Origin of the sequence: Pseudomonas sp. NFACC37-1 (assembly GCF_900101575.1) — a bacterium.
Classification (GTDB): domain Bacteria; phylum Pseudomonadota; class Gammaproteobacteria; order Pseudomonadales; family Pseudomonadaceae; genus Aquipseudomonas; species Aquipseudomonas fluorescens_AA.
In genome coordinates this window covers 72647-80950 of sequence record NZ_FMUZ01000028.1, presented here as the reverse complement: position 1 = coordinate 80950, position 8304 = coordinate 72647, and the positions used below count along the sequence as shown (strand labels likewise).

Annotated in this window: 4 protein-coding genes and 1 pseudogene; 2 read left to right on the top strand and 3 right to left on the bottom strand. The window is 57.4% G+C overall.

Annotated features, from left to right (window positions below; translation table 11 throughout):
- Positions 1 to 665 precede the first annotated feature (665 nt).
- Positions 666 to 1001 (top strand): annotated as a pseudogene (locus BLP82_RS23395) (DUF6124 family protein).
- Between the two features lie 126 nt (positions 1002 to 1127).
- On the opposite strand, the gene BLP82_RS23390 reads toward BLP82_RS23395, so the two are convergent.
- Positions 1128 to 2276: a PheS-related mystery ligase SrmL gene (locus tag BLP82_RS23390; RefSeq protein ID WP_092173457.1), complete on the bottom strand. Its 1149-nt coding sequence runs from the start codon at positions 2274 to 2276 to the stop codon at positions 1128 to 1130.
- A gap of 431 nt (positions 2277 to 2707) precedes the next feature.
- Between BLP82_RS23390 and BLP82_RS23385 the strand changes: the two genes are divergently transcribed.
- The gene (locus BLP82_RS23385; RefSeq protein WP_092173452.1) at positions 2708 to 3634 is read left to right on the top strand and encodes a CgnE/CgnB domain-containing protein; all 927 of its coding nucleotides are present in this window, start codon (positions 2708 to 2710) and stop codon (positions 3632 to 3634) included.
- A 91-nt stretch (positions 3635 to 3725) separates the two neighbouring features.
- Here BLP82_RS23385 and mdoH read toward each other — a convergent pair whose 3' ends face one another.
- Positions 3726 to 6296 carry a glucans biosynthesis glucosyltransferase MdoH gene (mdoH, locus tag BLP82_RS23380; RefSeq protein ID WP_092173448.1) on the bottom strand — a complete coding sequence of 857 codons (2571 nt, stop codon included), beginning with the start codon at positions 6294 to 6296 and terminating at the stop codon, positions 3726 to 3728.
- Entirely contained in the window at positions 6289 to 8061 is a 1773-nt protein-coding gene (locus BLP82_RS23375) for a glucan biosynthesis protein G (protein WP_092173466.1), read from the bottom strand. Before BLP82_RS23375 ends, mdoH begins: the two co-directional genes overlap by 8 nt.
- Between the last annotated feature and the right edge of the window lie 243 nt (positions 8062 to 8304).

Below are 8304 nucleotides of genomic sequence, written 5' to 3'. Positions count from 1 at the left end.
CGAGCAAGCCCGCTCCCACAGGGGAAACGCGATCCCCATCAAGAACCAGGTCGGCTATAAGGCCGCCTCGCGTCGGACGTTGATCTCGGCGCCCCGTTAACCACGCTGGCCGAACGCAGGCATTGTGGAGTGGGCATCCCGGCATGGATGCCGGGATAGCCGCGCTGGGCCATGGATGGCCCTTCGCGGCGGGCCCACGGAGCAATGCCTGCGTTCGGGCACACCGAGCCTAGGCGAGGTGCCGAGTGGTGGGGCATAAAGCGTTTTGGTTACTTTTGCGCTTCTCAAAAGTGACCCGCCGTAAGGGCGGAACCCTAAGCAGCCGTTACCCAAATAACGGATATACACACAAAAATCCCCACTCCCACAATCCGTCATCCCAAGGCTACGAAGCCTTGCGCCATTGCCTACAACTACGCCAGAATCCGCCGGCTTGTGCGCCTTGGCCCTGGGCTCTAACGTTTGCAGGTCGCTGTCAGTTCAGCGATCGGGTTTAGCAGCTCGGCACAATATCAAGGCACGCAGGTCCGCTTTATGGCGGCTGTGCGTGGGGCACTTCGGTGCGCCGGGTTCCTTGATTCCTGGTCTGCTAACCCGCGTACTGCCGCCACCCTTTTCGTTTAGCAGCGATGTCTGGCGGCTCCATCAATCAAGGAGCGTCAAGCATGTTCAAGGCCACACCCAACCCACCAGAATCCGAAACCGACCCCAAAAAACTCCAGGAGCCACCGACCGCGCGCTCGATTACTACCTGAACCCCAAACAGACCAAATCCGAGAATAAACCGTCGTCAGGCCAGCTCTTCACCATCGTCGACGGCATCGACACCGAAAGCCTGCTGGCCAACCTCAGCGAAAGCCTCAGCCGATGCCATGGTCAGCGACCTTGCGTTCGACCTGAAAGGCTCACGACGCCATGTTGCCCTTGGCATCCTGCAACTGATCGAACTGAGTGGCTTGCTGGCAAATCGACTGTTGGATAACGTCAACCCGCAGCACTGACCAACATCGCCACAAAACTTAGAACCACAGATAAAAAACTCACCCAACAAATAGCCCCGCATTCGTTCAGAAGCGGGGCTATTTTGATTTACCTGAGAGACGGAACCAGCACGATTGGCGAATGCATCAACGTACTGTCAAGTCCATTCGGTATCCTGCCCCCGGAGCGCCTTCGTGCAACGCCGACTGAATCCTTTCATACAAAGCATTGGCCTCCGCAGTCGTTATTGATCGAGAACAATCACGCAGTACGACGCGCAGTAGAACATTCTCCTGATCGGCCAGAAGGCCGAGTCGCTCAATAGCTTGAGGTGGCAATTCAGACGAAACCCAACGTCCTTTGATCTGCATTTCCTCGATCCAGCCAGAACAGTCCCCGGCCGCCTGCAGCATCCTCTCAGTCAGCACCTCCTCGCTCAATCCAGGAGCCACCGCCACCGAAATATCTCGAGAAATCGAAGGCAAGCGCGAAACGGCGCTCCATGGCCGCAGATCTTGCATTTGAGCCTGCACTCGTTCGTTAGAGTCTCGCAACAAACGGATATCTGGAATGCCCTTGCGTAGCATCGTCAACCGATCCAGGCCCATTCCCAACGCTAGTCCACCATGGCTCCGAGGATCAATTTTTAATCGCCTTAGTAGCGAAGTAGCGATGAGGCCACATTCGAGTACTTCAACATTGGCGCCGTCGTTCAATACATTCACTTCGATTCCACCCTCGGTGTAGTGATGCGGGCTGTCGCTGTAGACCCAAGGCTTATCGGGTACCGCAGCGCCGAGAATATCGCCGACCAGACGCAACAGATGCTCACGATCCGAAAGTTCTGGATCGCCCAGAACCCAAACATCCATTTGATGCGGCTCGGCGCAATGCCACCTATCCCGACTGTCCCGGCGAAATGTGATACCCGGAGCGGCGAGCAGAATCATTTCCCCCGTCTTGCGCTCTTGAGCAGCCAGTTGAAGGGCGGCGGGAATCTGGCTGGTGGTTTGCGTGCGCAATAGTGAATGTTCGCTCACCCAGCGCGTGTGTTCACTGCCCAAGGTGATCTCTGCCGGGTCGTAGCCTAGTAGCCCATAGTTTTCTTCGGCAGACACGATACGCGGGCCAGTCTGAATACGTGCCCGAGGCCAGCCGTTACGAATCAATCCCTCGACAATCTCATCGACCATCAGCCGAACCGCGTGGACGGGTGTATGTGTTTCCGTCAGGTCTATTACGGACAGCGCCTGCTGGAGAGCTGCATCAGACAAATATTTTTTTGTACCTGCCATTTCCCACCCCTTAGTTTAAAACATCAAACGAACAGCAATAAAACCTATCAACACTAGACCACCCAAACAACGCCAGCGGGTCATTTACTTAAATTTCAGAAAACTGCTACAGACACTTCCCACACAAATAACCTCTTCGCAGCCAACAAACAAAAAACAGCACAATTCATTCTAAAAAACTCAAAAAAAACCATTCCAAACATTAGAAATACTTGGATTAATACAACCTCCCTTGCTCGACAAAGGGATTCCCAATAAAAAGGAGGGTAAACATGGAACAGCAAATAGATACATCAGAAAAACTGAGTCGCATGACCTCTGGCCCTGAAAACTTTGGATGGGCTCCATTGGCTTGGGCCTACACGGAGGACTGACTTCCGCTAACCAGCGGACGGCATTGTAGATGCCGTCCGCCTACCCAGGAGCAATCCATGTCATCCATGACCAATATCCACACACTTTTTGGAGAGGAAGAATTCTGGGTCATTGCAGACTCACAGGAATTCCTTGATGAATGCAGTAATCAAGGATTAAACACTGCGCACATTCACGAGCTCAGTACTCTTCCTCGAAATAGTATAATTTTCTCGTTCAGCGACAACGCGGCCAAGCTCACGTTGGAGATTGCCAAGGCCACCCCAGTCAAGAAGAGCGTTTTCTGCGCAGCACAGGTCTTCGATCCGTCTTTCAGTAGCGCGAACTACGGTTTGCACTTACTGCTTAACAGCGATTTCAGAAGAGCGTTAGAAAGACAGCGTTTCTTTTTAAACATGCTTAACTCCTATGACTCATTTCTCCTATCAGGCGAAGACACTTTCGGAAAGGTCACACTCAACCGCCAAGCTGAGCCCTACGCTTTGATAGAGGAGGACATTTCAGAGAACTTCATACACTCAGCAGCCGAATTTTTCGAAGTGCACTATGCCCACATGAATACTCATGAACGCTGCCCGTTCTGTTTGAACGGAAAACTTAAGATTTCTGGAATCTTAACGGTATTAAGAAAAGCCAACCCGCAATTACCCAAGAACATTCGAGCCAGGCTTGCGCTGTTATCAGACTCGCTAGCCAAGGCGGGAGGATTTCTGACAGTCGTGGAAAACAAGGTCACGTCTTTACAAGCCGACAACGAGGAGCATATCGAAACATTGAAATTAGCTGCCGGGGCTCGAGGACTCGAACTCACCGAATTCGCCATCGGCGTCAACGAAGAAATAGCAACCTGCATAGATTACAAGGTGAACTCTCAAATGAATGAGGGCATCAACGGTGTCCACTTGGCTATCGGGGATGGTTCCAGCGGCTTTCACATTGACTTCCTCAGTCCAGACGTCAATGTCACTCCAGTTGTTCAATAACGCTAGTCACTCGAAATCCGGAAGTCCCACGTACAAATCCTTAGGCCAACAAAAAGCCCCGCTTCCTTTCAGAAGCGGGGCTTTTTGCGTATCAGGCCACTTGAGGCTGCACGCTCACCGGCTGTAGCGGTAGCAGCGGTGCATGAGGGTCGGCCTTGACCGACTCTCGCCATGCCGCCAACCACTCGGGATGCGCCTCGCTCCAGACCTGCTCGTGCAGGCGAGACAAGGCCACCGGGTCGCTCAGCAGGGCCAGTCGCTCGGCATTGCTGAGACCGGCAGGGCCGACCTTCAGGGCGTGACGAACGCGTTCGACCCGCAGCCATTCGATCGGCTCGGCCTTGCCGTGACGGGAGGTCGCCAGCGCATACGCCAAGGCGTTCTGTTGTGGATCGACCACCGCCCGGATGAAGCCGTCGTTCAGTGCATGCCAACGGTTCTCATGGGTGTACTGGTCCGTCGACAGCAGTTCCTGCGGCGGTGCGTATTCCTCAGGAATCAGGAACAGGCTTTCATCACGGGACTTCAAGCCCAGGCCCACGCGGCTGGAGATCACCGACACCGGAATCGACAGCATCAGCGAACCCACGATCGGCACCAGCCACCAGAGGAAGCTCGGGTTCAGCCAGATCACCAGCAAGGCCCAGAAGAAGCCCAGCAAAGTCTGCGGGCCGTGGCGCTTGACCGCTTCGCTCCATGGCGTGGAGTCATCGTCACGCTTGGGCGAATTCCAGGTCGCGGCCCAGCCCAGGAAAGCGGCGAGCACGAAGCGGGTGTGAAAGATCATCCGCACCGGTGCCAGCAGCATGGAGAACAGCATCTCCAGCAGCATCGACATCGTCACCTTGAACTTGCCACCGAACGCCTTCGCCCCTTTCGCCCATATCAGCACGATGCTCAAGAGCTTGGGCAGGAACAGCAGCACGATGGTCGTCGAGAACAGGGCGATGGCCTTCTCCGGATGCCACTGCGGCCACAACGGATAAAGCTGGCGTGGCTCGAGGAAGTACTGTGGCTCCATCAATGTGTTCACCGCCAGCAGCGCGGTGGACAGCACCAGGAAGAAGAACCACAGCGGCGCCGACAGGTAGGACATCACGCCGGTCAGGAACACCGCACGGTGCACCGGGTGCATGCCCTTGACCAGGAACAGCCGGAAGTTCATCAGGTTGCCGTGGCACCAGCGACGGTCACGCTTGAGTTCGTCCAGCAGGTTCGGTGGCAGCTCTTCGTAGCTGCCCGGCAGGTCATAGGCAATCCACACGCCCCAACCGGCCCGACGCATCAGCGCGGCTTCGACGAAGTCGTGGGACAGGATCGCGCCCGAGAACGCGCCTTTACCCGGCAACGGCGCCAAGGCGCAGTGATCGATGAACGGTTTCATGCGGATGATCGCGTTGTGACCCCAATAATGGGATTCGCCCAACTGCCAGAAGTGCAGACCGGCAGTGAACAACGGACCATACACCCGGGTGGCGAACTGCTGCATGCGCGCATACAGCGTGTCCATGCCCGAGGCCCGCGGCGCGGTCTGGATGATGCCCGCGTCCGGCGTGGCTTCCATCAGCCGCACCAGGCTGGTCAGGCATTCGCCGCTCATCACCGAGTCTGCGTCGAGCACGACCATGTACTTGTAGTCGCTGCCCCAACGACGGCAGAAGTCGTCGAGGTTGCCGCTCTTGCGTTTCACACGACGGCGACGACGGCGGTAGAAGATCTTGCCGAAGCCCCCGGTTTCACGGCAGACATCCAGCCAGGCCTGTTGTTCGGCCACGCAGATATCGGTTTCGTTACTGTCGCTGAGCACGAAGAAGTCGAAGCGATCCAGGTCGCCGGTGGCGGCCACCGACTCGAAGGTCGCGCGCAAACCGGCGAACACCCGCGGCACGTCTTCGTTGCAGATCGGCATCACCAGCGCAGTGCGGGCGTCCTTGGGAATGGGCTCGTTGCCGGCGCTGGCGCCGGAGATGCGGTATTTGTCATGGCCGGTGAGCAATTCGAGAAAGCCCATCAGTGCCGTCCAGAAACCCGCCGACACCCAGCAGAACAGGATCCCGAACAGAATCAGGATGCTGGTCTGCAACGCATATGGCAGCACTTGCGTGGCCGTCTGCAGCAGCGGTTGGTGCAAGACTTCGTCCAGATCCACCAGCGACCAGCCCTGGTACGGCATGATACCTTTCATGTACCAACCGGCCACGATGGTCTGGCCGAGCATCAGGATCAGCAGGATGTAGCGGCGGATCGAACCCACGGTACGCCAGCGAGCATGAGGCAGCACGCGCTCATCCTTGGGCGGCTTCGGCGGGTTGGTACGCCCGGTCAGGCGCCGCCAACCGCGCACCAGGATATTGGTGCGCCACGGTTCCGGCACGACCTTGGTCCGGCGAATCGGCGGCGTCGCCTTCAAGCACACCCGGCCGTTGGCATCGAGGGCCAGCATTTCGGCGTCCTCGAGTTCCTCGGCAGTGCTCAGCGTCAGGCGACGGCCCACCGAGGCTTGCGCTGCCTCGTTGGGTGCGTCGAATGTCGAAGAAGCCAGGCGCTTGTGCAATTCGCTGAATGACGTACAGCCCGCCAGCTCGGCGCGCTGCTCGTCGGTCATCGGCAAATGGGCCAGATACTCACTGAGAGATTCTGGTTGTACGGACGTATTACTCATCGGCAGGCAACTGGTAGCTCCAGGTCTCGGTCAGGACTTGTTCAGTCTGTTCCGGTTCCTGTGGGGTTGGGGTCGGCTCGGCGGCGGCGGTGGACGACTTGACGGCCTTGGCCTCTTTCTGCTCGCCGGCCTGCTCGTTGGCTTGCTCTTTTTCGCTCTGCTGCTTGGCGACCTTGTCGGCCTTGGCCAGCGTGGTCACGGAATGCGCGGTGGCTGGCAGCTCGACAGGAACAAGCGGCCGGACCAATGCGGCACGCATCTCGGTCGCTTTGCTCGGGTCCTTGATCTTCATGCGCAGCGTCAGGCGCCAGCCCTTGGTTTCAGGGTTGTAGCGCACGCTGTTCTCGACGATCTCGGCGTTGTCGCCAACGCTCACCTGGCTACGCACCTCGGCCTCTTCAGGCAGCGCTTGCAGGGACGGCCCTTCGAAATCCACCAGGTAGGCCACGCTGCCGTCCGGTTGACGGATCAGGTTGGACTGCTTCACGTCACCGGTCGAACGCAGGGTCTGTTTGACCCAGGCGCTGTCTGGCGAGTGCAGGTTGGCTTCGTCGAGGGTCCAGTGCAGACGGTAGGCGAAGTCCAGTGGCTGGCCTGGCTCAGGCAGTTTTTCCGGGCTCCAGAACGCAACGATGTTGTCGTTGGTTTCATCGGCGGTCGGGATTTCCACCAGATCGACAGTCCCTTTGCCCCAATCGCCTTTCGGTTCGATCCAGGCGCTTGGACGTTTTTCGTAACGGTCATCCAGGTCTTCGTAGTGGCTGAAGTCACGACCACGTTGCAGCAGGCCGAAACCACGCGGGTTTTCTACCGAGAAGTTGCTCACGGCCAGGTGTTTCGGGTTGTTCAGCGGACGCCAGATCCACTCGCCGTTGCCGGCATGGATGGACAGGCCGCTGGAATCGTGGAGTTCACGACGGTAGTTCAGCACTTTGGACGGCTGGTTGGCGCCGAACAGGAACATGCTGGTCAACGGGGCGATGCCCAGCTTGTTGACACGATCACGCAGGAACACCCGTGATTTCACGTCGACAACGGTATCGGTGCCCGGACGCACGGTCAGGCGATAGGCGCCAGTGGCCCGCGGCGAATCCAGCAGGGCGAAGATCACCAGGTGCTTGTCGGTCGGTTTCGGACGCTGGATCCAGAACTCGCGAAAGCGCGGGAACTCCTCACCGGATGGCAGCGCGGTGTCGATGGCCATGCCACGAGCGGACAAGCCGTAGACCTGGCCCTTGCCGATGACGCGGAAATAACTCGCCCCCAGCATGGTCATGATTTCGTCTTGCTTGTCGGCCTTGTTGATCGGGTACAACACGCGGAAACCGGCGTAGCCCAGCTGTTCGGTGGCCTTGGGATCGAACTTCACGTCGCCGAAATCGAAACGTGTCGGGTCGTACTTGATCTCGTCGACGGTGGTCGCGGTGATTTCGTTGATCTTCACCGGCGTGTCGAAATGCATGCCCTGGTGATAGAAGGACAGCCGGAACGGGGTCTTCTGGTCGGCCCATTCTGCTTTTTCGGTGCGGAAACGAATTTTCTGATAATCGGCGAATTTCATTTCACGGAATTCGTTCGGCAAATTGCTGCGCGGGGCTTCGAACTTCTGCCCGGCCAATTCTTGTGCCTTCGCCGATACATCATCCAGGCTGAATGCCCACAGTTGGCCCGCGCCGAACAGGCACAACAGGGCCGAGCCCGTTACCAGGGCGCTTCTCAACCGTTTGGCAGTCATTTTTGGTGCATTACAGGGACTAACAATCACGAGCAACCCTCGCCGAAAACTGATCAAAAAACCAACGGCCAGATAAAGTATCTGCACGGTAACGGTGCTGAAAAACCGCTCCTGCGGACCACTCTTGCCAAGTTGGCGAGCATTGTTCCGACTCCGACGGGGCAAAATGATTCCCCAAACGGTCCAGGACAACTCTCTACCTAAGTCAAATGGACCAGCGAACGCTGATCCCCCGTAGCGCGCGATTATCTAGTAGCCCGCGTGACAACGCAT

What these genes read in the sequence shown, in the direction of transcription:
- BLP82_RS23385 (WP_092173452.1), top strand. Translation starts at nt 2,708, where the DNA reads ATGTCATCCATGACCAATATCCACACACTTTTTGGAGAGGAAGAATTC.
- mdoH (WP_092173448.1), bottom strand. Translation starts at nt 6,296, where the DNA reads ATGAGTAATACGTCCGTACAACCAGAATCTCTCAGTGAGTATCTGGCC.
- BLP82_RS23390 (WP_092173457.1), bottom strand. Translation starts at nt 2,276, where the DNA reads ATGGCAGGTACAAAAAAATATTTGTCTGATGCAGCTCTCCAGCAGGCG.